Annotated in this window: 29 protein-coding genes; 15 read left to right on the forward strand and 14 right to left on the reverse strand. The window is 61.1% G+C overall.

The genetic code is table 11. From position 1 onward, the window contains the following. Window positions 1-12: 12 nt before the first annotated feature. Complete coding sequence (locus VF285_RS05210) at window positions 13-771, reverse strand: class I SAM-dependent methyltransferase (protein WP_346951566.1); 759 nt, start codon at window positions 769-771, stop codon at window positions 13-15. Window positions 772-966: 195 nt separating this feature from the next. Here VF285_RS05210 and VF285_RS05215 point away from each other — a divergent pair, with 195 nt between their 5' ends. Next, window positions 967-1,890 carry a Dyp-type peroxidase gene (locus VF285_RS05215; RefSeq protein WP_346951567.1) on the forward strand — a complete coding sequence of 308 codons (924 nt, stop codon included), beginning with the start codon at window positions 967-969 and terminating at the stop codon, window positions 1,888-1,890. A gap of 35 nt (window positions 1,891-1,925) precedes the next feature. Here the strand turns inward: VF285_RS05215 and VF285_RS05220 are convergent, their stop codons facing one another. From VF285_RS05220 to VF285_RS05240, 5 genes are all read right to left on the reverse strand, one after another. Next, window positions 1,926-2,642, reverse strand: coding sequence for an LrgB family protein (locus VF285_RS05220; RefSeq protein ID WP_346951568.1), 717 nt, complete (start codon window positions 2,640-2,642; stop codon window positions 1,926-1,928). A 3-nt stretch (window positions 2,643-2,645) separates the two neighbouring features. Then, on the reverse strand, window positions 2,646-3,005 hold the full coding sequence (locus VF285_RS05225) for a CidA/LrgA family protein (RefSeq protein WP_346951569.1): 360 nt from the start codon (window positions 3,003-3,005) through the stop codon (window positions 2,646-2,648). Window positions 3,006-3,103: 98 nt separating this feature from the next. Continuing rightward, window positions 3,104-3,682, reverse strand: a complete 579-nt coding sequence (locus VF285_RS05230) for a hypothetical protein (protein WP_346951570.1) — start codon at window positions 3,680-3,682, stop codon at window positions 3,104-3,106. A 263-nt stretch (window positions 3,683-3,945) separates the two neighbouring features. Next, window positions 3,946-4,092, reverse strand: coding sequence for a hypothetical protein (locus VF285_RS05235; protein ID WP_346951571.1), 147 nt, complete (start codon window positions 4,090-4,092; stop codon window positions 3,946-3,948). 105 nt (window positions 4,093-4,197) lie between these two features. Then, window positions 4,198-4,860: a 7-cyano-7-deazaguanine/7-aminomethyl-7-deazaguanine transporter gene (locus VF285_RS05240; protein WP_346951572.1), complete on the reverse strand. Its 663-nt coding sequence runs from the start codon at window positions 4,858-4,860 to the stop codon at window positions 4,198-4,200. 313 nt (window positions 4,861-5,173) lie between these two features. Between VF285_RS05240 and VF285_RS05245 the strand changes: the two genes are divergently transcribed. From VF285_RS05245 to VF285_RS05265, 5 genes are read left to right on the forward strand one after another with little or no spacing between them, the layout of a single operon-like run. Then, window positions 5,174-6,049, forward strand: coding sequence for an amino acid ABC transporter substrate-binding protein (locus VF285_RS05245; protein WP_346951573.1), 876 nt, complete (start codon window positions 5,174-5,176; stop codon window positions 6,047-6,049). A gap of 14 nt (window positions 6,050-6,063) precedes the next feature. After that, the gene (locus tag VF285_RS05250) at window positions 6,064-6,783 is read left to right on the forward strand and encodes an amino acid ABC transporter permease (protein ID WP_346951574.1); all 720 of its coding nucleotides are present in this window, start codon (window positions 6,064-6,066) and stop codon (window positions 6,781-6,783) included. Further along, window positions 6,780-7,436 carry an amino acid ABC transporter permease gene (locus VF285_RS05255; protein WP_346951575.1) on the forward strand — a complete coding sequence of 219 codons (657 nt, stop codon included), beginning with the start codon at window positions 6,780-6,782 and terminating at the stop codon, window positions 7,434-7,436. Before VF285_RS05250 ends, VF285_RS05255 begins: the two co-directional genes overlap by 4 nt. Then, window positions 7,433-8,161 (forward strand): amino acid ABC transporter ATP-binding protein, encoded by a 729-nt coding sequence (locus VF285_RS05260; RefSeq protein WP_346951576.1) that lies wholly within the window; start codon window positions 7,433-7,435, stop codon window positions 8,159-8,161. The genes VF285_RS05255 and VF285_RS05260 overlap by 4 nt, the downstream gene beginning before the upstream one ends. A gap of 1 nt (window position 8,162) precedes the next feature. Continuing rightward, window positions 8,163-9,251 (forward strand): NAD/NADP octopine/nopaline dehydrogenase family protein, encoded by a 1,089-nt coding sequence (locus tag VF285_RS05265; RefSeq protein WP_346951577.1) that lies wholly within the window; start codon window positions 8,163-8,165, stop codon window positions 9,249-9,251. A gap of 11 nt (window positions 9,252-9,262) precedes the next feature. Here VF285_RS05265 and VF285_RS05270 read toward each other — a convergent pair whose 3' ends face one another. After that, window positions 9,263-10,189 carry a LysR family transcriptional regulator gene (locus tag VF285_RS05270; protein ID WP_346951578.1) on the reverse strand — a complete coding sequence of 309 codons (927 nt, stop codon included), beginning with the start codon at window positions 10,187-10,189 and terminating at the stop codon, window positions 9,263-9,265. Between the two features lie 141 nt (window positions 10,190-10,330). On the opposite strand from VF285_RS05270, the gene VF285_RS05275 reads away from it, so the two are divergent. From VF285_RS05275 to VF285_RS05300, 6 genes are all read left to right on the forward strand, one after another. Next, window positions 10,331-11,815 carry an NAD(P)/FAD-dependent oxidoreductase gene (locus VF285_RS05275; RefSeq protein WP_346951579.1) on the forward strand — a complete coding sequence of 495 codons (1,485 nt, stop codon included), beginning with the start codon at window positions 10,331-10,333 and terminating at the stop codon, window positions 11,813-11,815. Next, complete coding sequence (locus tag VF285_RS05280) at window positions 11,805-12,335, forward strand: CMD domain protein (protein ID WP_346951580.1); 531 nt, start codon at window positions 11,805-11,807, stop codon at window positions 12,333-12,335. The genes VF285_RS05275 and VF285_RS05280 overlap by 11 nt, the downstream gene beginning before the upstream one ends. Continuing rightward, complete coding sequence (locus tag VF285_RS05285) at window positions 12,332-12,919, forward strand: peroxidase-related enzyme (RefSeq protein WP_346951581.1); 588 nt, start codon at window positions 12,332-12,334, stop codon at window positions 12,917-12,919. Before VF285_RS05280 ends, VF285_RS05285 begins: the two co-directional genes overlap by 4 nt. 133 nt (window positions 12,920-13,052) lie before the next feature. Next, on the forward strand, window positions 13,053-14,297 hold the full coding sequence (locus VF285_RS05290; protein ID WP_346951582.1) for a hypothetical protein: 1,245 nt from the start codon (window positions 13,053-13,055) through the stop codon (window positions 14,295-14,297). Window positions 14,298-14,659: 362 nt separating this feature from the next. Further along, entirely contained in the window at window positions 14,660-15,364 is a 705-nt protein-coding gene (locus VF285_RS05295) for a TerC family protein (RefSeq protein WP_346951583.1), read from the forward strand. A 101-nt stretch (window positions 15,365-15,465) separates the two neighbouring features. After that, entirely contained in the window at window positions 15,466-16,287 is an 822-nt protein-coding gene (locus tag VF285_RS05300) for an isocitrate lyase/phosphoenolpyruvate mutase family protein (RefSeq protein ID WP_346951584.1), read from the forward strand. A 51-nt stretch (window positions 16,288-16,338) separates the two neighbouring features. Here VF285_RS05300 and VF285_RS05305 read toward each other — a convergent pair whose 3' ends face one another. Beyond that, the gene (locus tag VF285_RS05305; RefSeq protein WP_346951585.1) at window positions 16,339-17,286 is read right to left on the reverse strand and encodes a 2-dehydropantoate 2-reductase; all 948 of its coding nucleotides are present in this window, start codon (window positions 17,284-17,286) and stop codon (window positions 16,339-16,341) included. A gap of 197 nt (window positions 17,287-17,483) precedes the next feature. Between VF285_RS05305 and VF285_RS05310 the strand changes: the two genes are divergently transcribed. From VF285_RS05310 to ypfH, 3 genes are all read left to right on the forward strand, one after another. Next, window positions 17,484-18,317: a TrmB family transcriptional regulator gene (locus tag VF285_RS05310; RefSeq protein ID WP_346951586.1), complete on the forward strand. Its 834-nt coding sequence runs from the start codon at window positions 17,484-17,486 to the stop codon at window positions 18,315-18,317. Between the two features lie 42 nt (window positions 18,318-18,359). Beyond that, entirely contained in the window at window positions 18,360-19,010 is a 651-nt protein-coding gene (locus VF285_RS05315) for a hypothetical protein (RefSeq protein WP_346951587.1), read from the forward strand. Window positions 19,011-19,166: 156 nt separating this feature from the next. Continuing rightward, on the forward strand, window positions 19,167-19,895 hold the full coding sequence (ypfH, locus tag VF285_RS05320; RefSeq protein ID WP_346951588.1) for an esterase: 729 nt from the start codon (window positions 19,167-19,169) through the stop codon (window positions 19,893-19,895). 17 nt (window positions 19,896-19,912) lie between these two features. Here ypfH and VF285_RS05325 read toward each other — a convergent pair whose 3' ends face one another. The 6 genes from VF285_RS05325 to ompA all read right to left on the reverse strand — a co-directional run bounded on the left by VF285_RS05325 (window position 19,913) and on the right by ompA (window position 24,019). Continuing rightward, window positions 19,913-20,257, reverse strand: coding sequence for a carboxymuconolactone decarboxylase family protein (locus VF285_RS05325; RefSeq protein ID WP_346951589.1), 345 nt, complete (start codon window positions 20,255-20,257; stop codon window positions 19,913-19,915). Between the two features lie 110 nt (window positions 20,258-20,367). Beyond that, window positions 20,368-20,916 (reverse strand): DUF924 family protein, encoded by a 549-nt coding sequence (locus VF285_RS05330; protein ID WP_346951590.1) that lies wholly within the window; start codon window positions 20,914-20,916, stop codon window positions 20,368-20,370. Next, window positions 20,916-21,905: a diaminopimelate dehydrogenase gene (locus tag VF285_RS05335; RefSeq protein ID WP_346951591.1), complete on the reverse strand. Its 990-nt coding sequence runs from the start codon at window positions 21,903-21,905 to the stop codon at window positions 20,916-20,918. The genes VF285_RS05330 and VF285_RS05335 overlap by 1 nt, the downstream gene beginning before the upstream one ends. 62 nt (window positions 21,906-21,967) lie before the next feature. Continuing rightward, window positions 21,968-22,642 carry an HAD-IA family hydrolase gene (locus VF285_RS05340; protein WP_346951592.1) on the reverse strand — a complete coding sequence of 225 codons (675 nt, stop codon included), beginning with the start codon at window positions 22,640-22,642 and terminating at the stop codon, window positions 21,968-21,970. 10 nt (window positions 22,643-22,652) lie between these two features. After that, window positions 22,653-23,357, reverse strand: coding sequence for a bifunctional 2-polyprenyl-6-hydroxyphenol methylase/3-demethylubiquinol 3-O-methyltransferase UbiG (gene ubiG / locus VF285_RS05345; RefSeq protein ID WP_346951593.1), 705 nt, complete (start codon window positions 23,355-23,357; stop codon window positions 22,653-22,655). A 92-nt stretch (window positions 23,358-23,449) separates the two neighbouring features. Continuing rightward, window positions 23,450-24,019, reverse strand: a complete 570-nt coding sequence (gene ompA / locus VF285_RS05350) for an outer membrane protein OmpA (protein ID WP_346951594.1) — start codon at window positions 24,017-24,019, stop codon at window positions 23,450-23,452. Window positions 24,020-24,330 lie beyond the last annotated feature (311 nt).

Here is a 24,330-nt window from a genome sequence, read left to right on the forward strand (position 1 = left end):
TTTGTGTGCCTGTCATAGTCTTCCAATCCTCATGTTGAGAGGCCAGACAATGTTGCGACGCACATTCTCGTCGCCCCAGGCGGATGAAAGGTCGCTGGCAAAGTTGAGGGGCACCTCTTGGTGCCCGGCTTCTTTGGCGCGCCGGACTGCAGACCACGTGGCGAGGTAGCCCAGGAATTCAGCCAGGTTCCAGTGAACCTTGATGGATAGAGGGGGCGCAGCCAGCTCCTCGAATGGAAAGTCGATGGTTGAATAGCCCGCGTCGACGAGCTTTCGCGCGGGAGGCCAGTAGGGACCGATCTCGTCTCGGTAGAACTGCATGAATCGTTCGTTGAGCTCTGGCTCGAAGCTCAGTACGCCATAGCTGATCAGCGCCAGTATGCCGCCGGGGGCAGCAATCCGTCTTGCTTCGGTGTAGAAATCCGGCAGATTGAACCAGTGCGCGGCCTGCGCCACCGTGATGAGGTTCGCACAGCCATTGGCCAGCGGCAAGCGTTCGGCCGGCGAGCGCAGGTAGGTGATCCGCTCGTGAGGAGTGGCGTTTGCAATCTGGTCGGCGCTGGGGTCCAGCCCGGCCACTGAGTCGAAATGGGGCGCAAGGAGGCGCGTCAACTGCCCATTGCCACACCCCACGTCGACTGCCATTTTTCGGTCTGGCGTGATCGAGGCCAGGAAGGTGGCCAGGTCGGGAGGGTACTCGGGGCGAAAGCGAGCGTACGCTCGGCCCCCTTGATCGAACCAGTTCCGGGTTGAAGCGGCGTTACAGGACATGGGTTTGACCTCTCATGGACAAGTTGGTTTTGGCGGCGGTGAGCCGGGCTACCGTGGTCCGGCCGGTCTTGGTGAGATGAATTCCGCTCTTGCGACCATTGTTGACTGTATAGCGTGCAATCGGTGCGTGCATGAAGTTGTCCGTAACCCAGGCCGCAGGCCATAATTGAAGCCCAACGGAATCAGGAGAAGTGATTGCCCACCGCCACCCCCCAGGCCGTCAATGCCCCTCCGGCGCAGGCCGCTATTTTTCTGGTCTTGTCCATCAGTCCAGGTGCTGAAAATATTCGTACCGTTCGATCGTTTTGCGCCGAAATCTCGGGCCTCGTGCGTGCGGTGGCTTCTCGGTATCCCGATGGCGGACTTTCGTGCGTCCTCGGGGTAGGTGCAAGCGCGTGGGATGAGTTATTCGGCACACCACGCCCCAAAGAGCTGCATGGGTTCAAAGAGGTGCAGGGCACTCATCATGCCGTTGCGACGCCGGGGGACATGTTGCTGCACCTGCGGGCCAGGCGCATGGACCTGTGCTTCGAGCTCAGTGCGCAAATCCTGGCCCGGTTGGGTGCCGCCGTCGCTATCGAAGATGAGACGCATGCCTTCCAGTACTTCGATGCGAGGGCCATGATCGGTTTCGTCGATGGCGTGGAAAACCCCTCGGGCGCCGAGGCCACTGCGGCAACACTGGTGGGTGATGAAGACGCAGCCTTTGCCGGTGGTAGCTATGTCATCGTGCAAAAGTACGTGCATGACCTCTCGAGCTGGAACGCCTTGCCCGTGCAGGATCAAGAGAAAATCATCGGCCGCACCAAGCACGACAATATCGAGCTGTCCGACGAGGCCAAGCCGTCTTGGGCGCACAACGCCTTGACGATCATTGAAGACGATGGTGAAGAGATCGAAATCGTGCGCGGCAATTTGCCGTATCGCGATCCGGCCAAGGGCGAGAACGGCACCTATTTCATTGGCTATGCCAAAACGCCTCGGCCCATCGAGCAGATGATCGACAATATGTTCATCGGGCGCCCGCCTGGCAATTACGACCGGCTGCTCGATTACAGCCGCGCCATCACCGGGTCGCTCTTTTTCGTGCCCTCGGCATCTTTTCTGGAAAATGCCTGAGCACTCGCGCCTCATTGCGCCAGGTTTGCTCGGACCTACAGCGCCAGCAACCAGACGATGAGGGGGACCAGGGCGGCCGTCAGGGCGCCATTGAGCCCCATGGCCAGGCCGGCGAATGCGCCTGCCGTTTCGCTGTATTCGAAGGCGCGCGCGGTGCCGATACCGTGCGAGGTCATGCCCAGCGCAAAGCCGCTGGCGATCGGGTCGCTCTGCGTCAGGCGCCCGAGCAGCAGGGTGCCAAATGCGCCGCCCAATACCCCGGTGATGACGACGAACACGACGGTCAGCTCGGCACTCCCGCCGATCTGGTCTGAAACCCCCATGGCAATCGGGGTGGTGATGGAGCGCGGCAGCAGGGACAGCAGCATATGCCCGTCTATACCCAAGAGTCGGCACAATGCCACGGTGGACAGGATACCGGTCAGCGATCCCACGAGCAGCGCGATCGAGATCGGGACGAAGTTGCGTTTGAGCGTGGGCAGCTGGCCGACCAGCGGCACGGACAGTGCGACTGTCGCGGGGCCGAGCAGGAAGTGGATGAACTGCGCGCCGTCGAAATACTGGTCATAGTCGGTATGCGTGGCAAGCAGCAGCCCCACGATAGTCGTGATTGACACCAGGACGGGATTGAATAGCGCGAACCGGTGCGTGGCGGCGTAGAGCTGCTGGGCAAGCCAATACACGCTGACAGTGAGTGCCAGCCAGAGTAGCGGTTGACTCGCCAGATAAACCCAGATCGCCGAGAGTTCCATGATCTATTCCTGCTCTGGCCGGACATTGCGGCATTTGAGCAGCAGGTGCAGTGTCCATCCGGTCACCAGCAGCGTGATGGCTGCGGCGATCATGAGCACCAGGGCAATCTGCCAGGCTTGTCCCGCGGCTGCGCGCCAGTGGGCAATGATTCCTACCCCTGCAGGCACGAAGAGCAATGAAAGATTTTCCAGGATGGGCTGTGTGGTGTGAACCAGCGGCACCGGTGCGCTGCCTCGCCAGAGCAGGTACGCGAAAAGCAGCAGCATCCCGATCACCGGGCCGGGGAGTGGAATGTGCAGGAACTGTGCCAGCAGGGTGCCGACAAGCTGCATCAGCAGCAGCAAGGCGAGAGAGCCTATCATGCGCGCCTTCCTTTATTCGGTGGGACGTGAATGTTAGCGTACTCTTGCTGTGGCGCCCGGTCGTCCTCACTGCTATCAGCTGGAATCGCTGGACGAGCTCAAAAATAATCTGCGTCAGATTTCGGAGTGGAACGCCGAGGGTTGCGGCTGCCTGGTGACGGGCTCCGGGTCTGAAGCGCCAGGCATAGCTCTGCTGATCTGAGCATGGCAGCGTTGGAGCCTGCGAGAGGAAACTTGAGATAGACGGCGCCATCCGAGTCGCCTGTGATGGTGAGCTTGAGCCTGAGCGTAGTCCCTGATCGGGTGTCCCGTATGAGGTCGGCTTGGTTGTTGGGGTACAAGGTGATGAAGATCAGTTTGTCACCCATCTCGTTACTCGAGGAAAGCCAGCGCCCGCCGTAAATTCCTTTGTTGTCGACGCGTGCCTGGAACGAACCGTTATTAAGAAGCCCCGATGCGTCCGCACCCTTCTGGACGTATGCGATGAGACTGAGGGAGACTTTTGAACAGCTTGGGTCAATATCGAATGCGAGAGACGTGGAATCCTTGTTGGAAGCCACAATGGAGCGGAAGAGCAGCGGTTGCGGGTTGGATTTCTCGATCATGACGCCGCTTGTCCAGTAGCCGTCTTTTCGTGTATTGGCCAAGGTGGTGTCTGCGAATGCTGTGTTCGCCATCAGCATTGCACAAGCAATGGACAATAGCCCTCGTATCATTTGCGTGCTCCCGTCGAGCGTCTGAGGCTCGTTGATCCCTGGGATTACTTTGATACGCGGCTAAGGCCGTGTCAAGTTGTTACGTGCGCTGTTGGCCGAGGTAAAGTGCACGTTTTTGCATAACGTGCACGACAAAATAGGTGTGGCGCTGTACCGCTTGCGGGCGGCGAACATCGTCAGGGCCATGATGCTCAGAGTCAGCGCGCCAAGAATAGGCAGAGAGCTCAGAGGTGCGCGTGCGCGCTGGCTGGCTCAGCTCCGATTTCGCGCTGGTGCACGCGGTGTTCCACGTCGTAGCCAATGGCCATCCAGATGGCCACGATGGCCAGCAGGATCGAGACGACCAGACCGGTCGAGAGAATCTTCTTCAAGAGGAACTCCGCACAATTTTCAGCGCGTTCATGGTAATGCCGGCCTGCTGAAAATCCTCTGAGAACGGCATGGCTGAGTAAGGTCTTTGTGTGGTGCAGGGGCAACTAGGCCATCGCCAGTTCACGCCGGCGCAGGGCCCGCACGATGGCATTAAGCACCACACCGTACATGGGCACGAACAGCAGCAGACTCACCGTGAGCTTGGTCGCATAATCCACGGTCGCAATTTCCTGCCAGTGGGCGGCCATGAAGGGGTTGCTGCTGTGCCAGAAGGCCACGGCAAAGAAAGTGATCGTATCCAAAGCCTGCCCCACGATGGCCGAGGCAGCCGGCGCGAGCCACCAGCGGGTCGTGTTGCGCCGGATGCGGTCGAACACCTGCACGTCCATGAGTTGCCCCAGCACGTACGCTGCGAAGCTGGCGAGTGCAATACGGAACACAAAGGTATTGAACGTACCCAGCGCGGCAAAGTTGTTGAAGCGTCCTTCGTGAAACAGCACCGAGACGAAGTACGACGCAATCAGCGCCGGTATCATGGCCCGGCCGATCACGCGGCGTGCGGCTGTCTTGCCGATCAGGCGCACAGTCAGGTCTGTGGCCAGAAAGATGAACGGAAAGCTGAAGGCACCCCAGGTGCTGTGCAACCCGAATACGTTGATGGGCAACTGAACCAGGTAGTTGCTGGCGATGATGATGAAGATGTGCAGGGAGACCAGCAGGGCGAGATAAAACGGAACCCGCTGTTGAGCGACGAGTGGCGATGCCATGAATTGACCTTTTTGGTAGATGGGGTAAGGGAACCCATGAACGGAAAACTGGCAAGATTATAGCCCGGGTTGCCAAGTGGTCCGTTATGCTTGTACTGCGGTGCTTTTCAGGCGCTTTCTGACCTCCTGCCATATAACGCGAAGTTTTCGCCATATACGAAACCAGCTTCCTGAATATGCAACTTGATGCGCTTCGTGGCACCATGCAAAACTGCTTTGAAACATGTGGCCTGAGGACTCAGGGTGCATGCGGATAACAGAGCGGATGCCGTGCGGCGTGCCGGTGCCCAGCCATATAAGTCAGGAGATGAAAATGAAGAAGCGCACTTGGCAGGCCATTGGCGCGTTGTGTGTGGCCAGCTGGTTTTCGGCGGCGGCCTCGGCGGCGCCACAGATTGATGCCATTGTCCAGAAGCTCAAGGATACGCATACCATCACCATGGGCTATCGCGAGACCATAGAGCCTACTTCGTTCCTGAACAGCCAGCATCAGCCTGATGGCTACGCTGTCGACATGTGCAAGCAGATCATTGCCGACGCGCAAAAGGAACTGAAGCTGCCCGAAATCAAGATCAAGTACGTGCCCATCAACATCCAGAACCGCCAGGCCCTGGTGGCCAACGGCACCGTGGACATTGCCTGTGGCGGCGCCGTGCATACGTTTGCCCGTGCGCGCCAAGTGGATTTTTCGCCCGTCAGCTACGTGTCGGCCAACCAGCTTCTGGTGCTGAAGGATTCGGGCATCAAGAGTATCGACGATCTCAATGGCAAGGTGGTGGCCGTGCCCACCGCCGGCAACACCGAGCCCATCCTGAACCAGCTCATTGCCGAAAAGAAGCTCAACATCAAGGTGCTGCACGTGGATACGCACGCGGCGGCGCTCATCGATATTGTCAGCCATCGTGCCGACGCGTACTTCTGCGACAACAGCGCGTTCCTGCATCTGATCAAGAGTGCGCAAGACCCGAAGGCCCTGGCCGTCGTGGGCCCTGAATACGGGTATGCACCTCAGGCTTTCATGGTGCCCAAGAACAATCCGACCTTCATGTGGATCGTGAATCACTCCATGGCGCAGATGTTCGAGTCCGGTCAGGCAGAAAAGATCTTCAACAAGTGGTTTGGGCCGTACAACCTGAAGATCAGCCCGCGTCTGCGGGCCGCCTGGGAGACCTATTCGTATCCGGAATAAGCGGTTAGCCGTCCATGGATTATCAGTGGGATTGGAGCATTCTGCTGCAGCTGCCGTATCGGGACTGGCTCTGGACCGGTCTGGGCTGGACGGTTCTCATCAGTCTCGGCAGTTGGGCACTGGCCTTGGTGCTGGGTACGGTGTTCGGGGCGCTGCGCAGCCTGCCGAATCGGCCGCTCCAACTGGTGGGGGCCCTCTATGTCGAGGTGTTCCGTAATATCCCCGCGCTGGTGCAGTTGTTCCTATGGTATTTCGTGGTGCCGAACGTGGTGCCCAACGATCTCGGGATGTGGCTCAAGCGTGGCATGCCGCACCCCGAGGTCACCACGGCCATCATCGCCATCGGTCTGTTTTCGGGCGCACGGGTGGCCGAGCAAGTGCGTGCCGGCATTGAGGCTGTGGGGATTCAGCTGCTGCCGGCTGCGTTGGCGACGGGCCTGCGCCCCGTGCAGGCCTTTCGGCTGATTCTGTTTCCCCTGGGGCTGCGGGCCATCATTGCGCCGCTGACCTCCGAATTCCTCATTACCGTGAAGATGTCCTCCATCAGCCTGACCATTGGCGTGCTCGAACTCACTGGGCAAAGTCGGCAGATCGAGAACTACACGTTTCATGGGCTCGAGGCGTTTGCGGCAGCCACGGTGGCTTATCTGCTGCTGGGGCTGTGCGTCACGGGATTCATGCGCTTTCTGAATGCGCGTTTTGGTGAATTGCGCCAAGAAGCGAGCGAGCCATGAACGGGTTTGACTGGAGCATCATCGTTCGCAACTGGCAGTATCTGGGCCAGGGCATGCTGCTCAGTCTGATGCTGGTCGTGGTGGCCTCGGCGGGCGGGATTGCATTGGGCTTTGGTCTGGCGCTGATGCGGCTCTCCCGCAGCCGCGTTCTGGCGGGGTTCGCGACGTCATACGTGACGGTGATGCGCAGCGTGCCGCTCATCCTGGTCTTGTTCTGGTTTTATTTTCTGGTGCCGCTGGTGATCGGTCACCCCATCAGCGCACTGGGCTCGGCCTTGGTGGCTTTTGTGCTGTTCGAAGCCGCCTTTTATTGCGAGATCGTGCGCGCGGGCATTCTCAGTGTGCGGCGCGGGCAGACTGAAGCCGCGCTGGCTACCGGCATGCAGCCGTCGCAGGCGCTCTGGCTGGTGGTGATTCCTCAGGCCATCCGGGCCATGGTGCCGCTGGTGATCAACCAGATCGTGATCGTGTTCCAGGATACTTCGCTGGTCTATGTGGTGGCTCTGACCGATTTCATGACGGCTGCCAGTGTGGTCGCGCAACGCGACAATCGCCCGATCGAGGTCTACACCTTTGTGGCCGTGGTGTATCTGGTGATCTGCTTCGTGCTCTCCCGGAGCGTGGCGTTTTATAAAGCAAGAGGTAGCAAGTGATCACGCTTGAGGATGTGTACAAGCAATACGGGCGCGCGACAGTGCTTAAGGGGTGTTCGGCCACCGTCAAATTGGGCGAGGTCGTGGTCATCTGCGGTCCCTCCGGCTCGGGCAAAAGCACGCTCATCAAGTGCGTCAACGGATTGGTGCCCTTCAACCAGGGGCGTATCACCGTAGATGGTGTTTCGGTGGGCGACCGTCATACGGATCTGCCGCTGCTGCGGCGCAAGATCGGCATGGTGTTTCAGAATTTCGAACTCTATCCGCATATGACGGCACTGCAGAATGTCAGCCTGGCGCAGGTTCACGTGCTCAAGCGTTCGCGCGCCGAGGCAGATTCCCGCTCCGAGCAGTTGCTGGCGCGCGTGGGTTTGGCCAGCAAGCTGTCGAGCCGTCCGGGGCAACTCTCGGGCGGGCAGCAGCAGCGGGTGTCCATTGCGCGTGCACTCGCCATGGATCCCAAGGCCATGCTGTTCGACGAACCCACCTCGGCGCTGGACCCCGAAATGGTCAACGAGGTGCTTGAAGTCATGCAATCGCTGGCTACCGAAGGGATGACCATGATGGTGGTCACACACGAGATGGGGTTCGCCAAGCGAGTGGCCGAGCGTGTGCTCTTCATGGATGCGGGCGAGATCCTCGAAGACTCGCCCAAGGACCAGTTCTTCGAAGCGCCAGGCACCGAACGGGCGCGACAGTTTCTGGCCAAGGTACTGAGTCATTGAAATGAGGATGCGTGTCGGTATTCTGGGCGCGGGGGCCATCGGTTTTGGCATGGCGGCGTTTCTGGCACAAGGCGGGCATGAGCCCGTGCTCTGGTCGCCATCGGGCCGGCGTACGGCTACGCTGGCGCAAGGGGCTGCACTGGTCGCGCAGGGTGAAGTTCAAGGTGACTGTGTCGTTGACGTCGCTGCAGATTGCGCGCAGGCGGTGCGTGATGCGCAGGTGGTGGTTCTCGCCTTGCCCGCGTATGGGCACAAGGCGGCGCTGGAAGCGGCAGCGCCCCATCTGCGTGCCGATCAAACGGTCATCATCAGTTCGCATCTGTCACTGGGGGCGCTGTATCTTTCGCGCCTCATGGCCGACCGGGGGGCAGCGTGCCCACTCATCGTCGCCTGGGGGACGACCTTGTTGACGGCCTCGCAGCCAGGGCCTTCCGAGGTCCAGGTGTCTTCCGTACGCGATCGAGTCGATGCCACGACCTTGCCTTACGCCCGTCTGGACGAAGGGCTGGCACTATGCAAGGCGCTCTTTGGGGATCGGTTTGCGGCCCGGGATGGGCTGTTGGCGATTGCGCTCAGCAATCTCAATCCCCAGAATCATCTGGGGATCGCGCTCTTGAACCTCACGCGCATGGAGCGGGCAGAAACCTGGGTGCAGTGCCAGAATGTCACCCCTGCAGTGGGGCGCATCATCGAGGCGCTGGATGCCGAGCGGCTGGCTATTGCCGCGGCGCTGGGACTGAGAGTGAAGACGGTGCGGGAGCATTTCTCGCAGTCCTTCCATGTACCGCAAGCAGACGTGTCAACCATGAACCAGGAGATGTTCCTGCATGGGCATCGGGGTCAGGGCCCGAAGACATCTGAAAGCCGCTACGTGCTTGAAGATGTGCCGTATGGCCTGGTGCCCATGGCTCGGCTGGGCCGCATGGCAGGGTGCCCTGCCCACCTGCATGAGGCCGGCATTGCACTGATTTCAGCGGCATATGGGCGGGATTTCACGTCGGCCAACGAACTATTGCCCGCGCTGGGCCTGTCTTCCCAAACGTCCCTGGCAGCTTTGTCCACCTTGGCCCATACGGGTTACGGGCACTGAACGCGTCGGAATCAGGTCTGTGACGATTGGTTGTGGCCGGGGTCGAACGGAGTTTCTCGGGCTGCCTGCAGGCAGGCCACCAGTGCCTGTACGTACGGCGACAGCGTCGTCCTTTTGTGGACGCAGATGCGCAAGGGACGGGTCGCCCATTCGTCGGTCAGAGGCAGGATGTGGACGTCGTCGCAGTTGAAGAGCTGCAGTACAGGACGGGGCAAGATGCCAATGCCAGCGCCTGCGCGAATCATGGAAATCATGGCGCCGAAGCTCGTCACCTGTATCCGGACATCGAGCCGCTGGCCCAGTGCGGCGGCCTTGTTGACGATGAAGGTATAGATGGCCGAGCTGCTCTGCGGGCAGACGAAAGGCCTTTCCAGACATTCGGTGAAGCTCAGGGCAGAGCGAGTGGCCCAGGCGTCGCCTGCAGGGAGTACGGCGGTCAGTTCGTTGGTGCGGTAGGGTATGAAGTCGAGGTCGGGGTGGTGACCGTCCCAGGTTACGATGCCTACGTCTGCCTGGCCGCTGGCCACGGCGGCCAGCGTTTCGTGGCTCAGCCGCTCGGACATGGCGACGCGCACTTCCGGGTAGTCGCGCAAAAATAACTGCAGGTCGTTGGGAAGAAAAGACCCGATGGCCGTGCTGCTGGCCGACAACGCCACGTGGGCCTTGATCCCTTTGGCGTAGGGGGCCAGATCGGCGTGCATCTGTTCGAGTTCGGCCAGGCAGGCCCGACACCGACGCAACATGGTTTCGCCGGCCTCCGTCAGGCTCACACCGCGCGCGCCTCTTTGGAACAGCGAGGTGCCTAGCGTGGCTTCCAGATTCTTGATCCTCAAGCTGGCCGAAGATGGCGCCAGAAAGCAGGCGGCCCCCCCGCGGGAGATGTTGCCTTCGTCGGCGACGGCGACGAACAACCGTAAATCTACGAGGTCATAACTCATCGGTCTTTGCAGATGACGAAGGCTACTTTTTAAATAACCCGCTTGTTGCGATAAGGTGGGCATGAAAGACTAGCTCCAGGCAATTATCGTACACCGCAGCCGAGGGCCCCGAAGACGCTGGGTCCGGGTCGGTGGTCCAACATGAAAAGCACGACACAGATGCATTCCACCGGCCCTGTCGGCCTGGCCGAACTGGAGCGGCGCTTGGCCGAAGACCTTCATTGGCTGGACCTGCCGGCCAAACCGTGGGTGCTGCCCAGCGCGGTAGAAGGTGAGGCCTTGCTGGACGTGGCGATCATCGGCGGCGGGATGGCCGGGCTGGCAGCAGCCACCGCCCTGACTCATCTGGGTGTGGCGGCACGTATCTACGACCAGGCACCTCAAGGGATGGAAGGACCTTGGGCCACGATTGCACGCATGGAAACCTTGCGTTCTCCCAAGCAGCTGACCGGGCCGGCGTTGGGGCTTCCGTCTCTTACGTTTCAAGCCTGGTTTCTGGCTCAGTTCGGGGCAGCCGACTGGGACGTTCTGGATAAGATCCCGCGCTTGCAGTGGATGGATTACCTGCGCTGGTATCGCAAGGTCATGCATCTGGACGTCTGCAATGAGCATCGGGTGGAGCGCATCGTGCCGCATGCCGATCATGTGGAACTCAGCCTGCGATCGCCCGCGGGGCCTCTCACGGTTCGAGCTCGCCACGTGGTGCTGGCGACGGGCCGAGCTGGCCTGGGAGGGCCTTCGGTTCCTGCATTCGTGCAGCACCTGGACCGTCGACTGTGGGCCCACTCGTCCGATGTGATGGATTACGGCGCTTTGCGCGGTTTGCGCGTGGGCGTAGTAGGGGCAGGCGCTTCGGCCATGGACAGCGCCGCGACTGCGTTGGAGCATGGCGCCAAACGTGTCGACCTGTTCATTCGCCGTAATGTCATCCCGCGTGTGAACAAGGGCAAGGGCGCCGGGAGCGCCGGGTTCACTCTGGGATACAAGGACCTGCCGGATGACTGGAAGTGGCGCATTCGGCATTACATCAACGAACAGCAGGTGCCGCCCCCACACGCTAGCGTGCTGCGGGTCTCACGCCATGACAACGCCTTCTTTCGCGTCGGTACCCCCGTTCTGGGAGTAACTCAGCACGGTGACACCCTGCACCTGCAAACCCCTGAGGGCGTGTCCGAGGTCGATTTCCTGGTGGCAGCGACCGGGTTCAAGGTCGATTGGTCAGTCCGCCCAGAATTCAACGTAATTGCCCCGCACGTGCGCTTGTGGGGCGACCGATATACCCCGGCGGCAGGCCAGGAAGATCCGGAGCTTGCCGGCGCCCCCGATCTGGGCCCTGGGTTTGAGTTTCAGCCCAAGGCGGGGCATCTGCTGCCGGGGTTGTCCCGCATTCATTGCCTCTGCTATCCGGCGACACTCTCCCATGGGACGGTGTCCGGCGACATTCCGGCCGTGAGCGAAGGCGCGCAGCGCGTCGCCCACGCACTGGTCAGCCGACTCTTTTCAGAGCAGATCGATCGCCATTACGATGCCATTCGTGCGTATGCCGAGCCTGAGCTGCTGGGTGATGAATGGACGCCTGCCCCCCGGGGCGCCTCTCACAGGAGCACACAGGAAAATGATGCCTGAACCCTCTTCAGCCGCGCTTGAGCAAGGCCTCGCTCAGGACGTCATCGATCGAGCGGCGGGTCTGGTCCCGGGCGGTGCCGTCCAAGGCGTGCGCCAGGGGCGCCAGAAGGTAGCGCGCGCGACTCAGCAGAGCTACGAACTGTTCTTTGACCCTTCAGGCACCGGTATCAGTTGCCGCGAGCGCCTGCTGATCGCCTTTTACGCGTGCCAGTTGTCGCGTGCGGACGGTTTGGCGCAGCATTATCGCGACCAGGTTCCAGACGACGCAGCATTGTGTGGGCGCCTCGAGGCCGATGTGCCGGATGCGTCGGTCTCTCCACGCCTGGCGGCCATGCTGGTCTTCACGCAGACGCTGATCTGCCGCCCTGCCGAAGGCGACCGCGAGGCCATCCGTGCGTTACGGCATGCAGGCCTGGAAGATCCCGACATCGTCACGCTGGCTCAGCTGATTGCGTTTCTTTCGTATCAGATTCGCATGGTCGTGGGGTTGCGGGCATTGCAGGCAACGGAGTCGAAATGAGCACCTTCATACAAAAAAACGGCTTTACGGACGAGCCGCTTGGCTGGCAGTCGTGGCTGCGTGTCGTCAAACCCGAGCAGGCCACGCCAGAGCAGTTGGCCGTCCTTGAGATGAGCCATCCTCAGGCGCGCACATCCGACTACTACCTGACGCTGATCCATCAACCCGGGCTGCTCGAACGGCGCTCCGAGGCCTATAACGCCATCATGTATGCCCCCGGAGGTTTGCCGCGTGCCGAGCGTGAGCTTGCGGCGCTGACGGTTTCACGCATCAATGGCTGCGTCTATTGTTCATCGGTGCATTCGCAGCGATTCGAACAATTGGCCAAGCGTAACGATACGGTGGCACAGGTGTTCGATGATCCTCTCACCGCAGGTGTGTCCGACCGTGAACGCGCCATCACCCGGTTTGCGGCGCGCCTGACGACTGATCCTTCAGGCTTTGGAGCGGCGGATGTCCAGCCTTTGAAAGACCTGGGCCTCACTGACTTGGAAGTCTTGGATCTGCTGCACGTGGTTTCGATTTTTGCCTGGGCCAACCGCTTGATGATGAATCTGGGCGAACCAGTTCCAGCCTCTTTGTGAAGACTTTGGGCACGATCGTGAAGATTGTGGAGATCGCTGCACGTTGCTGCCAGGTTTGGTAGTAAACGTGACCAGTTTGCTACAGCAGCAGGCAGTTTTTGCAAAAATAGCGTCGTTACAATGACCTCGTTCGATGAGTGCTCCTTCGTCTTTTTCGGTGAAACAGGCGATTTCCGAGCGTCATGAATCGATCAGCGAGGTCATTATGAAACGTGTTGCGACGACTGTGCTTTTGGCGAGCTTGATTGGGTTGCCGGGTCTGGCATTTTCACCAGTGGCGGCCGCAGACGTCAGTGTGGGTGTAGGCGTGGGCCCCGGAGGGGTGGGCGCCACCATATCGGTCGGTACTGAACCGCCGCCGCTGCCGGTCTATGAACAGCCGGTGGTTCCCGGCCCGGGATACATCTGGACTCCGGGCTATTGGGCCTGGGCTCCGGCAGGCTATTTTTACTGGGTCGGTGGTGCCTGGGTCTTGCCCCCCACGGTGGGCCTGCTGTGGACACCGGGCTGGTGGGGCTGGTCCGATGGCTTTTATCATTGGCACCGAGGCTATTGGGGGCCTGAGGTCGGCTTTTACGGCGGTATCAATTATGGCTTTGGCTATTTTGGTGCGGGCTATGAGGGCGGCCGTTGGAGGGATCGCCACTTCTACTACAACACCGCCGTCAGCCATGTGAATGTGACCAACATCCACAACACCTACGTGGACAAGACGGTCATTCGCAACGTGACGGTCAATCGCGTGAGCTACAACGGTGGCCGGGGAGGCGTGCGAGCTCAAGCCACGGTGCAGCAACGTGCGTTCGCGAATCAGCACAGGACCGCACCCACTCGGGTGCAAGACAACTTGCGTAATCAGGCCTTGCACAACCCGTCGCAACGCTTCGATACCAATCGCAGCCGCTTTACCAGCGGCAAGCCCTTGCAGCCGGAACGCGCAGGTGCTGCGCCTGCCGCTCGTGAGCAGGCGAGGCCGGCCATGGCACCGCAGGCAGGGCGTCCGGCGGCATCTCAGGCACGCCCCGAGTTTCAGCAATCCCGCCCCGAGGCTCGGCCGCAGCAGCCAAGATCTGAAATGCAACGTCCGGGCCCGGGTGCTCAGCCATCGAGACCCGAGACACAACAGTCCAGGCCCGAGGCGCAGCAGCATCGGCCGCAGATGCAGCAGCCTCGGCCCGAAATGAGGCAGGAATCACCCAGGGCACGGCCGCAGGCGCCTGAACCAGCGCACTTTGAGCAGCGTGCACCCCGGCCTCAGGCTGCACCACGCCAGGCAGAGAGCCGTCCGGCGCCGCGTCCACAGGAGCGGGCGGCACCGCGCCAAGACAGTGGCGGCCGTCATCGGGGTGACGAACGGCGTCGAGAGCAGTCGGAGTAGCCCGCAAGCCGGGCGGTGCCTGTGCAACCCCTGCATGACGACGCTGAGGCCATGAGGGGCTGCATCGGGGCACCGATTCGTTTATACTTTGCAGACCAAGGGGAGTAGCTCACCTTCTGCTGCATCGTCAAGACGGCGTCTTCATCGACACCCGGTGCGCAGGCAACAAAAGTTGCGAGCAAGACCTTGCCTGTACGGGCAAGGTGCGTCTCCTCTCTGGGAATGGCCTGGGCCCGTTTCGCGGTCCAGGCCATTTTCGTTTTTGGCAGCTGTTTCTGGCAGTTTTTGGATAAATCCAAAAAATGTCATGCGCCGGATGGGCCTGTCCAGGTTTTGGTTCGATTTCGACCACAGGAGCATCCATGATCGAATTTTTTGAATTGTTGAACTGGACGGCGGTTTTTCAGATCGTCCTCATCGACATCCTGCTGGGGGGCGACAACGCCGTCGTGATCGCGCTGGCGTGTCGCAAGCTGGAGCACCGCCAGCGCTTCCTAGGTATTTTATGGGGTACCGTCGGGGCGATTGTGCTGCGGATCATCCTGATCGCCTTTGCCATGACGCTACTGGGAGTTCCGTTCCTGAAAGTCGTGGGTGCACTGCTGCTGGTGTGGATCGGCGTCAAACTGCTGTTGCCGGATGACCACTCGCAGGACGACGTTCATGCGAGCGCGTCCGTGCTGGCCGCCATTCGCACGATTATCGTGGCAGATCTGGTCATGAGCCTGGACAACGTAGTGGCCATTGCTGCGGCTGCGCAGCAGGCGCATTCGGATCATCACCTGATTCTGGTGGTCTTCGGCCTGCTGCTGAGCGTGCCCATCATCGTCTGGGGCAGTACGCTGGTGCTCAAGCTGATTGACCGGTTCCCGGTGGTCGTCACCTTGGGCGCGGGTCTCTTGGGCTGGATCGCAGGCGGCATGCTGGTGACCGATCAGGTGATCGTGGCCGAGTTTGGCGCTCAGCCCGCACTGAAGATCGGCGCCGAGATCGCTGGGGCTGCGCTGGTGGTCGTACTGGGCCTCTGGCTGGCGCGCCGCCGCAGGATGGTGGCTGCGTCTCATTGACCACGGCTTGAGTGTGACGGCTGGTGGCCCCCGGGGGCCAGCCGTCCGTAGTAAAACAGAAGGGATCGCCCGCCTGTGGCCGGGCCTCGTTCGGAGGTCTCATGTCTTTCACCATTCAACAAAAGCGCGCCGCCTTCAGGGCGTTACACGAGCAAGGCTGCTTTCTCATCCCCAATCCCTGGGACGTGGGCAGTGCCCTCTATCTGCAGTCTTTGGGGTTCAAGGCGCTGGCCTCGACGAGTTCGGGCTTTGCCTGGTCCCAAGGACGTCCTGACGGCGGGGTGGCGCGCGAGGGTGTGCTGGAACACCTGCGTACGCTGGTGCAGGCCACGGATTTACCCGTCAACGCCGATTTTGAAGGCGGGCATGCGGCCACCCCGGAAGGCGTTGCCGAGAGCGTTCGCATGGCGGTCGATACCGGCGTGGCCGGACTTTCGATCGAGGATTCCACGGGTGATCGTGAGGCACCAGTGCGTGATCTGGCCGACGCAGTCGCGCGGCTGCGAGCCGCGCGCGTGGCCATCGATGAGTCAGGCGGCGACACTTTGCTGGTGGGGCGCGCCGAAAACTTCATCGTGGGACGCGCAGATTTGCCGGACACCCTGGCGAGGCTGAAGGCCTATGCCGAGGCAGGTGCCGATTGCCTGTATGCGCCTGGCATTCACACGCGCGAACAGATCGTTGCGGTGGTTCAGGCGGTGGCACCCAAGCCGGTCAACTTGCTCGTGGGATCTGCGTCTGATCTGACCTTGGACGATATTGCTGCGTTGGGGGTGCGCCGCGTCAGCGTCGGCGGTGCACTGGCGCGGGCGGCCTGGAGCGGGCTGCAGCGCGCCGCCCGCATCCTGCAGCAAGAAGGGCGCTTTGACGGGTTTGCCGGCGCCGCGTCGCATCCTGAGCTGAATGCGTTGTTTCGACGGTAATGCTTCGCAGGTGTGAGCGGTCCCACCGCACCACCATGCACCGCGACCGGATCAGCGCTTGGGAGCTGCTGCCTCTTTGGGGTCGCCTTCGGCATAGAGAGCGAGGATATCCCGCACGGCCCGGTTGGCCGGGGTGGGTACGCCTAACTGCGCCCCCATCTCGGTGACCGCGCCACTGAGCCACATGACTTCCAGCGGCTTGCCCAACTTCAGGTCCTGGGTCATCGACGCCGTCATGTCGGCCGGAAATTTGTGCGTGAATTCCAGTCGATCGCGCGCATAGTTTTCAGGCAGGGCCACTCCCTGGGCTCGACCCACTGCAGCGGTCTCCTGCATCAGGTCCAACAAAAATTGGCGCGTGAGCGGGTTGTCGCGAATGGGGCCTATGCCTTTGCGCATGGTGGTTGTGGCGCCGGAGATCCCCACCAGCAGCACGAATTTCTCCCAGATTTTTTTACGAATGTCGTCGGTCAGCTCTGCGTCAAAGCCGGCTGCCTGGCACGCTTGCAAGAAGGCCAGGGCCCTGGGCGAGCGGTTGCCGTCGAATTCACCAAACACCAGTTTGTGTAATCCCCCGACGTGGCGGATGACGCCCGGCCGGTCGATATAGGCCGATATGTACGCGACTCCGCCCATGACAGGTGGGTCGCCGAATTCGCGCCGCAAGATGTCGTCCTTGCCCACGCTGTTCTGAAATGACGCGATGCAAGTCTGCGGCCCGAAGAGCGGGTGCAGCGTGCGGGCGGTCTTTTCGGAGTCCGCCAGCTTGACGGCCAGGAACACCAGGTCGACTGGGCCAATGGCAGCGGGATTTTCCACCGCCTTGACGTTGGGAACGTGGATGTTTTCGCCTTCGGTGTTTTCGATCAGCAGCCCGTGTTGCTGCAGGGCGGCCAAATGGGCCCCGCGTGCAATGAATGTGACATCAGTGCCGCTGCGGGCCAGCAATGCCCCGAAGTACCCGCCGACCCCTCCAGCTCCCACGATTGCGATCTTCATTCCTGACCTCACGTTGAAATAGCTCTCATCATAGGTCAGGAAGCCCAAGCTCCGCATCGGGCTGCCGCGCCGGGACGGTGGCTTCGGATGGGTCAGTCGCGCAACGCTCTCCACATGGGTCCGTTTTGTCGGGTTGCCTTTTTTGGCACCGTTGGAATATAGTAGCTATACAAACAACTACTAATGATCATCTGGTCATGGATACAGTCACTGCCTTGCAGCAGCTGGGGTTCTCGGAATACGAAGCACGTGCTTACGCCGCATTGGTAGGTGAAGGCGAACTCAATGGCTACGGCCTGGCCAAGAAAACAGGCATCCCACGCGCCAACATTTATGCCGTGGCTGAAAAGCTGCTGTTGCGTGGGGCCTTGCTGCGTATCGAACATGAAGGCGGCCAGCGCTATGTGGCCGTCCCGCCTGCGCAACTGCTGCGCAAGCTCGAATCCGACCATCACCAGGCACTTGAGGCCGCGCAACGCACTCTGACTCAGAAAGCGCCGGCGCATGAACCTGCACCGGTCTTCAATCTGCGCGGCAAAGAGCTCCTGTCCAAGGGCGAAGAGGTCATTCGTAATTGCCAAAGCTCGCTGCTCGTCGCGATTCAGTCGGCGGATGCCTCGGTATTGGCACCAGCCTTGCAGCAGGCTGCGGCGCGTGGGGTCCGGATCACTACGTTGTGTTTGCAGGCCTGCGACGGCGTCTGTGGCGGCTGCCAGGGTGACATTCACCGCTATGCACTGGCTCCGGGGGGCGGCACGCGCTGGCTGGTGCTGGTGGCCGATCAAACCGTTGCCTTGGTGGGGCAGGTGGGCGACGGCGTGGCCGAAGGCATGACCACTCGCCAGCAACTGGTGGTCGAACTGGCCGCCGACTTCGTGCGCCAGAACCTGGGGCTTGCAGCCATCTGCCAGGGCCTGGGTCATCGTCTCGAAGAACTTCTGCCTGCGCATGTCTTGGCGCAGCTCAATGATTTATACCCTGACGGGGGGTTCCCCGCCTATTTGCGGGCGCTGGGTGGACAGGCAGCGTAGGGCTGCCGGCATCCGTGCTCTTGAACTTGAAAGGAAAGCATCATGAAGATCTCCCGTAAACTGACCGCAGCGCCGCTGGTTCTCGTCGCGGCCCTTGGCCTTGCCATGAGCGGCACCATGATGACGGCCAACGCCGCCACGTCGCAAAAGACTGAAATGTCTCACGCCATGAATTGGTTTGGCGGCCCAGTCTATGAAGGGGCTCCCGCACTTGAAGCAACTGCGGCGTTGGTTGCAGCCGGTGGCGGTGCTAAAAACTTCACTTTCGACAAGGCCTTGGTTTCGATGCTCGGGGAAAAGACCGTGAATGCCGAAGTCGCCAAGCTGACCAAGCAATATGGCGAAAAAGACGTCAAGGGCTTCATCGCTGGCATGACGTTTGCCATCAACGACGGCCTGAAGCGTGCCACTGAAGCGGGCGTCAAGCTGCCCGCTGCGCCGGCAGACCTCAAAGGCGTGAAGCTTGCCAAGACCCTGGTGGCCGCCGGTACGGCACCGGATGGCGCCTTCTGGGCAGGGTACCTGTTCGACAAGGCCATTTCGCACAAGCTGCACAATCAAGTCATGGCCGACATTGACGTCAAGTTCGGTCATGGTGCCGATGAAAACACCCACAAGATCTTGAATCAGGCCATGTACGACGTGGCGCATGCGCTGGGTGAAAAGAACGTGAAGCTGGCTTCGTTGCATTGATTTCGTAAGAACCCCAGGGCCTCTGGGCCCAGGAAATCGCAAGGCGGGCTGGGCGCTCAAATGCGTCCGGCCCGTCGTGTCTGTGCCTGCCGGTCAAACTGGGATATCCTGAATCAATCGGGGTATTGTCCGTCCCCTGAAGTCAAGATGATCGCGATGCCACTTGATCCTTTGCTAATCCTTCCGACACAGCAGCCTGCCGCACAGCTATTCGTATTGCTGCATGGTGAGTCCGCCGGGCCCATGCAACTTCTGAATCTGGTGGCAGCTACCCGCCAGGCATTCCCTGCGGCTGTCATCATTCAGCCCTATGCCCCCTTTGGCGAGGGCGAGGCACGGCGATGGATTGCGCACGAAAGCCCCGATGCAGAAGCCTATGTGCGTCTGGTAGACGATGCGGCGGTTGCGTTGGTGTGCGACATACGCAACTGGCAGCAACAGCATGGTCTGCGTGCGCAGCAGACGGCTGTCGTGGGATTCTCGGAAGGGGCGGCCGTCGGCCTGGCCGCGTGCACTCATGATGGGGTGGCAGGGCGTGCGTTGCTTTTTTCCACGCGCTTTGCAACTTTGCCGGACACCGCGCCTGCAGCCACCACGCTGCATTTGTTGCATGGTGCACAAGACCGTGTCGCGCCGGTGGACCAGGCGCGCCAGGTACACGCCCGATTTGCCGATTTGAATGCGGACGTGACCCTCGATATCGCCTCGGGAGTGGGGCACGATCTGCACGAGGCCCTGATTCATCAGGCCATCGTACGGCTGCAAACCTGCGTGCCTCTGCGAAGCTGGGAGGCGGCGGTGGGTTCGCCCGACTTGCGGGTGGATGAGTACAGCGCGGTAGAATGCCGCGACGAAGTCCCGCCAGATCCCAGAACCTTGCATTGATCCGGCGGGAGCCGGCGCTACTTTTTGTTTTCGTGCAGCTCGTGCAGGGTTTGCAGCGCCAGGTTCGAATGGGCGTAAGCCCCGCCGGCGCGCATCTCGGCTGCGACCCAGATGGCTTCCATGATTTCTGCGTCGGTGGCTCCGGCACGGGTAGCGCCTTCTGTGTGGCCTTTGATGCAATATGGACATTGCGTGACGTGCGCTACGGCCACCGCAATCAGTTGCTTGGTCTTGGCGTCCAGTGCCCCAGGCGCGAATACGGCCTTGCTGAAGGCCTTGAACGCAGCGAGCGGCTCAGGCGCGAGCTCTGAGCGGCGTTTGGCCAATTCGGCACTGGGGTGCGGATACATCGCGGATTCCATGGAAGATCTCCTGATTTAGGATCTGTGAGACAGCCTTCATCATAAGTCTCCCGGCGATACCAGACGTGCGGGCCGCGCAGGCACTAGTGGCTTGGTGCGCCCGACGCCGCCTAGCCGGCGAACCCGCCGCTGTCGAGAAATGCCTGTTCTTCGGCGGTTGTGGTGCGGCCCAGCAGTGCGTTCCGGTGCGGAAAGCGCCCGAATTGAGCAATGATGTCGCGGTGCACGACGGCCCAGTGCAATGAATCGGGCACGTGCTCGCGGTAAAGTGCCACGGCCTCGTTCTGAACCTTGAGCGATTCGGCGTGCATGTAGGGCAGGCAGACGAAGCTGTGTAGCGCCGGCTCGATGTGTTCCAGCTTTGGCAAGGTCAGGCGCGCGTAGTGCAGGGCGAGGCCATCGGTGGCAAACATGTGGCCCGTGCCGCGAAAGGCGTTCCTGGGGTATTGATCCAGTAGCAGAATCAGCGCCAGGGCGGACTCGGGCATCTTCAACCATGCCTCCAGCTCCTGGCGCGCCGCTGCGAAGTGGGCATCGTGGAAGCGCTCCCTGAATTCGGTGTCGAATTCAGGGTCTTTGGTGAACCAGCGTTGCGGACCGGCTGCTCGCCAGAATTCAAGAACCGCCGACGCGGACGCGGCGGTGGGCTCGTGTGTCATCAGAGCAGCTCCTTGCGGAGTAGCTCGGCGGACTTGGGTGAGAGCCAGCCTGGTGCTACGTCGAGCGCGGTGCGGGCGCCCGTTTGGCCGGTTGCCTTCATGCGCCAGGCCGCGCGCGCATAGGCGACCAGCACGCTGGCCGTGAAGCCCGGGTTGCTGGCCAGCTTGAGCGAGAACTCGATGACTTGGGAGTCCCCGTGCCCGGATTGGCCGCTGCGCAGCACGAATCCCCCGTGCGGCATGCCCGAATGGTCGCGCTTGAGCGCTTCTTCCGAGATGAAGTGCACCGTGGTGTCGTAGTCGGCGAAGTAGTCCGGCATGGTGGCGATGTCGTGCTCCACCCGCTTGGCGTCTGCGCCGGGCTGCAGCACTACATAGCATTCACGCGTGTGCTTTTGCCGCGTGGAGAGCGTGGGGTTGCGGCCTGCTCGTACTTGCTCCAGGGCGGCCTGGACGGGCACCGTGTACTGCACGCCGCCTTTGACCCCGGCCACGTGCCGGATGGCGTCCGAGTGCCCCTGGCTCACGCCTTTGCCCCAGAACGTGTAGTTCGTCCCCGAAGGCAGGATGGATTCGCCCATGACCCGGTTGACTGAAAACAAACCCGGGTCCCAGCCAATGGAGATCAGGCTCAGGTGTTTGTGTGTCCGCGCGACCTCGTCGACCGCCTCGAAGTACTGCGGGATCTTGGGGTGCGTGTCAAAACTGTCCACCGTGTTGAACCATTGTGCGAGTTGGGGGCCTTGCACAGGCAAGTCGTCCTTCGAGCCGCCGCAGAGGATCATGACGTCGATGTCGTGCTGGTGTGAGGATGCGTCCTGCAGGCGATGCACGGGGATGGATGAATCCGGCAATTGAAGCGAGCTCGGGTCCCGCCGCGTGAAAACGCCGACCAGCTGCATGTCGGATTGTTGAGCGATGGCAGCAAGGACGCCACGCCCCAGGTTGCCGTAGCCGGCGATGCCAATGCGAAGGGTGGATGAGGCCATGGGTTTCCTTTGAATGGTAGGTGATGGGGGCTCGGCTGATGGATTCAGGGTGTCGGAACTGATCAGGGTGGTGTGAGCGCTTTGGCCCACGTTGAAATAAGGGGCCAGAGTTCGGTCGGTGATTGCGCGATTGCGTCGGCTCCCCAGGTATGCGGGTCGTCGAGAGAACAATAACCATAGCCGGCAGCGACGGTCGCCATCCCTGCCGCCTTGCCGGCCTGAATGTCACGCTGGTCGTCGCCGACATACAGGCTGCGCGCCGGCAATTGCCCCAGCTGGTGGGCGGCGTGCAGCAGGGGGTCTGGATGCGGTTTGGGATTAGGGGTGGTGTCGCCGCAGACGACCACGCGGCATCGGCCCTGGAGATTCAGATGCCGCACCATGGGCCAGGCCAGCAACTCTGATTTGTTGGTGACGATGCCCCAGGGGTACTCTTGGTTATCGAGCTGTGCCAGCAGTTCTGGAATGCCTGGAAAGAGCTGGGTATGGTCGTTCATGATTTCGGCGTAGTCGCGCAGGAACTGCTGACGAACGAGCTCATAGCGTTCGTCGGTCTTGTCCAGGTCCAGCGCGGCCTTCAGCAGGCCGCGGGCGCCGTGTGAAGCGTACGGGCGTAGGGCTTCATAGGGGAGTGGCGGTAGCCCCTCACGGGTACGCTGGCGGTTGGCGGCTTCTGCCAGATCGAAGGCCGTGTCGGCCAAAGTACCATCGAAGTCAAAGAGAACGAGTGCGTGCATGGGGGCCGGATCAAAGGGGGCGTCGTGTTGCCATGAGGTAGTTCACGCTGGCGTCGGTCGTCAGTTGGTAGTGCCGGGTAAGCGGCTGGTAACCCAGACCCGACAGCGTGGAGACTTCCAGACCGGCCAGGCGGGCAGCCGAGGCCAGCTCACTGGGTGTGATGAAGCGTTCGTATTGGTGCGTGCCACGAGGCAACATGCGCAGCAGGTATTCTGCCCCTACGATCGCAAACAGGAAAGACTTCGGGTTACGGTTCAGTGTCGAGAAGCACACGGTACCACCCGGTTTGACCAGTTGCCCGCAAGCCCGGACCACCGATGCCGGATCGGGGACGTGTTCGAGCAGTTCCATGCAGGTGACGAGATCGAATTGGCCGGCGTGCTGTGTGGCAAAGTCTTCCGCGCTGATGCATTCGTACTGCACCTGGACCCCGGATTCATGCCCGTGCAAGCGCGCAATTTGCAGCGATTCAGCCGCCAGGTCGATGCCTGTGACCTGCGCGCCTTCGCTAGCCATGGCCTCGGACAGCAGGCCGCCCCCGCAGCCGATGTCGACGATGGCCTGCCCGTCCAGGGGCCCCGCCTGTGTCCGAATCCAGTCCAGGCGCAGGGGGTTGATGTCGTGCAGGGTTTTCAGTTCTCCCTGTGGATCCCACCAGCCTGAGGCAAGGGCGCTGAATTTGTCGAGTTCGGCAGGGTGGACATTACTGGGCATTGAAGAGAGACTCCAAAAAAATAGGGCTCCGCCGAAGCGGAACCCTATTGTATCCGCCCCACTTGTCATGGGACGGAGCGGTCACCCAGGAATTACTTGCGGGTACCGACGATTTCGATTTCCACGCGACGGTTCTTCGCACGGCCTTCGCGCGTTTTGTTGGTCGCGACGAAGTTGGTCTTGCCCTTGCCTTCAGCGTAGATGTGGTCAGCCGGGACACCCTTGCTGATCAGGTAATTCTTGACCGAATCAGCACGGCGTTGCGACAGCTTCAGGTTGTAGGCGGCGCTACCGATGGAGTCGGTGTAGCCGGTAGCGATGACCGTTTCCAGGTTGATGGAGGTGGCTTGTTGCGCCACTTGATCCAGAACCTGCTTGCCTTCGGGTTTGAGGTTGGACTTGTCGAAGTCGAAGAAGGTGTCTGCGTTCAGGACGACCTTGCTGGCCGTCGGGGCGACGACAGGCGTCTGAGCTGCAACAGGCTTGCCGCATTCGGTAGCAGCAGTGGCCGGCGTCCAGTAAGCATCGCGCCAGCAGTCACCGTAGCTGTCTTTCCAGACGTGACCGTCAACGTTGGTCCAGTTGTCAGCAGCAGAAGCGGTGCCAGCGGCTGCCATGGCAGCGAAGGCGAGTCCAATGGCGATTTTGGAGGGTTTGTTCATGTTTCTCCTCGTTTGAGCGTGATGCTTGAAAGTGACCGCAGCGAACCCCCGCCGCATTTCGATAGAACAATTCCAGTATAGCAATGTCCGGATCGAAAACTCAGAGTTGCGCTGGGTTTCATGCGTGTTAGGCGAAATCTTAAGACATTTTTCTACGGGCGGTTAAGCATAAATCCATTGGTGCGTGCACTTGGTACGATTTCCGGCGGATCATGGGACAGGCTGTGGGATTTTTGCAACGCCAGGCCCTCGCGACCGATTTGACCCTCCGTGGCGCGCGTGCCACTGGCACTTGCACCGCAATGATAGAA

This window comes from Castellaniella sp. (assembly GCF_036379515.1).
GTDB lineage: Bacteria > Pseudomonadota > Gammaproteobacteria > Burkholderiales > Burkholderiaceae_B > Castellaniella.

Bases quoted from the DNA above. Each gene is read 5' to 3' on its own strand.
- VF285_RS05325 (WP_346951589.1), bottom strand. From the start codon at position 20,257: ATGGAATCCGCGATGTATCCGCACCCCAGTGCCGAATTGGCCAAACGC.
- VF285_RS05220 (WP_346951568.1), bottom strand. From the start codon at position 2,642: ATGGAACTCTCGGCGATCTGGGTTTATCTGGCGAGTCAACCGCTACTC.
- VF285_RS05275 (WP_346951579.1), top strand. From the start codon at position 10,331: ATGAAAAGCACGACACAGATGCATTCCACCGGCCCTGTCGGCCTGGCC.
- VF285_RS05300 (WP_346951584.1), top strand. From the start codon at position 15,466: ATGTCTTTCACCATTCAACAAAAGCGCGCCGCCTTCAGGGCGTTACAC.
- ompA (WP_346951594.1), bottom strand. From the start codon at position 24,019: ATGAACAAACCCTCCAAAATCGCCATTGGACTCGCCTTCGCTGCCATG.
- ypfH (WP_346951588.1), top strand. From the start codon at position 19,167: ATGCCACTTGATCCTTTGCTAATCCTTCCGACACAGCAGCCTGCCGCA.
- VF285_RS05245 (WP_346951573.1), top strand. From the start codon at position 5,174: ATGAAGAAGCGCACTTGGCAGGCCATTGGCGCGTTGTGTGTGGCCAGC.
- VF285_RS05290 (WP_346951582.1), top strand. From the start codon at position 13,053: ATGAGTGCTCCTTCGTCTTTTTCGGTGAAACAGGCGATTTCCGAGCGT.
- VF285_RS05225 (WP_346951569.1), bottom strand. From the start codon at position 3,005: ATGATAGGCTCTCTCGCCTTGCTGCTGCTGATGCAGCTTGTCGGCACC.
- VF285_RS05255 (WP_346951575.1), top strand. From the start codon at position 6,780: ATGAACGGGTTTGACTGGAGCATCATCGTTCGCAACTGGCAGTATCTG.
- VF285_RS05240 (WP_346951572.1), bottom strand. From the start codon at position 4,860: ATGGCATCGCCACTCGTCGCTCAACAGCGGGTTCCGTTTTATCTCGCC.
- VF285_RS05250 (WP_346951574.1), top strand. From the start codon at position 6,064: ATGGATTATCAGTGGGATTGGAGCATTCTGCTGCAGCTGCCGTATCGG.
- VF285_RS05310 (WP_346951586.1), top strand. From the start codon at position 17,484: ATGGATACAGTCACTGCCTTGCAGCAGCTGGGGTTCTCGGAATACGAA.
- VF285_RS05280 (WP_346951580.1), top strand. From the start codon at position 11,805: ATGATGCCTGAACCCTCTTCAGCCGCGCTTGAGCAAGGCCTCGCTCAG.
- VF285_RS05330 (WP_346951590.1), bottom strand. From the start codon at position 20,916: ATGACACACGAGCCCACCGCCGCGTCCGCGTCGGCGGTTCTTGAATTC.
- VF285_RS05210 (WP_346951566.1), bottom strand. From the start codon at position 771: ATGTCCTGTAACGCCGCTTCAACCCGGAACTGGTTCGATCAAGGGGGC.
- VF285_RS05270 (WP_346951578.1), bottom strand. From the start codon at position 10,189: ATGAGTTATGACCTCGTAGATTTACGGTTGTTCGTCGCCGTCGCCGAC.
- VF285_RS05265 (WP_346951577.1), top strand. From the start codon at position 8,163: ATGAGGATGCGTGTCGGTATTCTGGGCGCGGGGGCCATCGGTTTTGGC.
- VF285_RS05305 (WP_346951585.1), bottom strand. From the start codon at position 17,286: ATGAAGATCGCAATCGTGGGAGCTGGAGGGGTCGGCGGGTACTTCGGG.
- VF285_RS05230 (WP_346951570.1), bottom strand. From the start codon at position 3,682: ATGGCGAACACAGCATTCGCAGACACCACCTTGGCCAATACACGAAAA.
- VF285_RS05340 (WP_346951592.1), bottom strand. From the start codon at position 22,642: ATGCACGCACTCGTTCTCTTTGACTTCGATGGTACTTTGGCCGACACG.
- VF285_RS05295 (WP_346951583.1), top strand. From the start codon at position 14,660: ATGATCGAATTTTTTGAATTGTTGAACTGGACGGCGGTTTTTCAGATC.
- VF285_RS05285 (WP_346951581.1), top strand. From the start codon at position 12,332: ATGAGCACCTTCATACAAAAAAACGGCTTTACGGACGAGCCGCTTGGC.
- ubiG (WP_346951593.1), bottom strand. From the start codon at position 23,357: ATGCCCAGTAATGTCCACCCTGCCGAACTCGACAAATTCAGCGCCCTT.
- VF285_RS05335 (WP_346951591.1), bottom strand. From the start codon at position 21,905: ATGGCCTCATCCACCCTTCGCATTGGCATCGCCGGCTACGGCAACCTG.
- VF285_RS05315 (WP_346951587.1), top strand. From the start codon at position 18,360: ATGAAGATCTCCCGTAAACTGACCGCAGCGCCGCTGGTTCTCGTCGCG.